This is a genomic window from Marinobacter sp. (assembly GCF_035268745.1).
Lineage (GTDB): Bacteria > Pseudomonadota > Gammaproteobacteria > Pseudomonadales > Oleiphilaceae > Marinobacter.
On record NZ_DATFKH010000200.1, the window covers coordinates 1 to 1,940 of the forward strand.

3 protein-coding genes are annotated in these 1,940 nt (G+C 54.7%); all 3 read right to left on the bottom strand.

The window, feature by feature from the left end; all coding sequences use genetic code 11:
• Nucleotides 1-194 precede the first annotated feature (194 nt).
• The 3 genes from VJ956_RS13530 to VJ956_RS13540 all read right to left on the bottom strand — a co-directional run bounded on the left by VJ956_RS13530 (nucleotide 195) and on the right by VJ956_RS13540 (nucleotide 1,618).
• Complete coding sequence (locus VJ956_RS13530) at nucleotides 195-518, bottom strand: addiction module antidote protein (protein ID WP_324085569.1); 324 nt, start codon at nucleotides 516-518, stop codon at nucleotides 195-197.
• 6 nt (nucleotides 519-524) lie between these two features.
• Nucleotides 525-815, bottom strand: a complete 291-nt coding sequence (locus VJ956_RS13535; protein ID WP_324085570.1) for a type II toxin-antitoxin system RelE/ParE family toxin — start codon at nucleotides 813-815, stop codon at nucleotides 525-527.
• A 269-nt stretch (nucleotides 816-1,084) separates the two neighbouring features.
• The gene (locus tag VJ956_RS13540; RefSeq protein WP_324085571.1) at nucleotides 1,085-1,618 is read right to left on the bottom strand and encodes a hypothetical protein; all 534 of its coding nucleotides are present in this window, start codon (nucleotides 1,616-1,618) and stop codon (nucleotides 1,085-1,087) included.
• Nucleotides 1,619-1,940 lie beyond the last annotated feature (322 nt).

Below are 1,940 nucleotides of genomic sequence, written 5' to 3' on the forward strand. Positions count from 1 at the left end.
CGTCTCAATCGGTTCAGGCAAGAACGCAGCAGCGGCGATAATCAACGCGATGATCGTAAATGCGGTCCACAAATATTTGTTTTTCATGATATCCATCTGGCTGTTTGATCCCCTCTATCCAATCAGAAACGTTGCGTAACGTATTAGCTTAGCGGCGCGGGCACAGACCCAGCCCGGCTTTGCCGGCCCGAAAGTTACCCCGCGTCCGCTTGAGCATTTTGTTGGGCTGCGATTCCCGCATGTAGCTGGATGCCTAGGGCTCGAGTGACCTTCAGTATTGTGTCGAATTCGGGAGAGCGTTCCCCGGAAAGAGCCTTATACAAACTCTCTCGGGAAAGGCCCGCATCCCGGGCAACCCGGCTCATGCCTTTGGCTCGGGCAATATCGCCGAGTGCCTTGGCAATAAAGGCAGCATCCGCCTCAGGATCTTCGAGACAGGCTTCCAGATAGGCTTCGATTTCTTGGTCTGTGCGAAGGTGCTCGGCCACATCAAACTCTGAGGTTCGGGTCTTGTTCATTGCTGGTTACAACTCCTGAGCCAATGAAATGGCCCGTTTGATATCACGACTCTGAGATTTCTTGGTTCCACCGGCCAGAAGAATGACTACAGAATTTCCTCGGCGAGTGGGGTAAACCCGGTAGCCTGGGCCATAATCGATCTTCAGCTCAGACACACTATCGCCAACAGGCTTCCAGTCGCCAAAATTGCCGAGAGAAAGCCGCTTTAACCGCACAAGGATTCTGGCTTTAGCCCGCGCATCTCGCAGCCCATTCAACCACTTGGCAAATGCCGCAGTTTTCCGAACCTCTACCACCAGCCCAGTGTAGCCTGGCGGCTACAGTCTGTCAATTCTTCAGTTTAGTAGCCCAACGACTAGCATAACCCGCGCGCGAAGCGCGTCTGGTTGATGCACTTGTTGGACGGCATACGCTACGATCTTGATCTTGTGTGAGCGACAGGGAGAATGAATGCAGTGTGCCCGCAGTTGTCGTAGAAGCAAGTTCCGTAACCGCGGTCGCAGCAGCACCTGCAGGCAAACGCGCAAGCTGCGCGTAGCGAAAATTCCACGGGCGTGAGCTTTGGTTATCCAATTTGAGCGTTGCGATTTCTTAGCCACACAATGCCCTTAGTGCAAAGAACCATCAGCAGGGCCGCCGACGCGATAGTGGTCGAGATCGACTTTGCCAATGTCCAATTGCTCGCGGTCGAGACCATGACTTCGGTGAGGGCATCCGGCTCCACTCGCAGCATGACAGCTACAGCGCTGTTCTCAAAGTGATCGAAGACCGCAGCCGAGACCGCCAGTGTCGCCAATGTCTTACCCCAGTATCTCGGCACCAGACGGGCCAGGGGAATCGCGACAGAAATCGCGAACAAAGTAGGATAAGACAAGTCCAGAAGTTGTTGAGTATTGAGATAGAAGTCGCGACCCATGGCGTTTATCGCCGTGAGGAACACCTGAGCTTCGTCAAGAGAATAGCCACCCGGGCGCATGTCAAAAGGCGCGCCACCACCCGCCATCTCACTTATCAGCGGCAGAGACCACAGAACCATAATCAGGTAGTTCGTTACCGTCGCAGCAACAACTACCCAGTAGATTTTCCAGCCATTGCTCACGGCAGCGCTCCTTGTGCAGTAACCGTCCCCATGCCGTTGAAAGATTCCCTAGTAGCTAGAGCCTGGTGTTCCGCGACGAGGCATGGTGTGCCGTTGAGCGCTTCCAAATACACTTGTCGGTCTAGATGATAAAAGCGCTCCATTAGCGGCGTGAGTGTTCGCTTTGCGTCGAGTGCCGTCCAACGCTCAGCATCAGCGGCGGCGCGCAGCGCCGTCCGCTGGATGCTGTTGTTAGATCGATTTCACTCCGCAGTTGTCGGGTCGATTACAGAGCGAACCTCGGAAACGGAGTTCGCGGGGAATCCTCCCATCTCAGCATGCT

Excerpts from the sequence above, each read along its gene's own strand:
- VJ956_RS13530 (WP_324085569.1), bottom strand. The coding sequence starts at position 518 with ATGAACAAGACCCGAACCTCAGAGTTTGATGTGGCCGAGCACCTTCGC.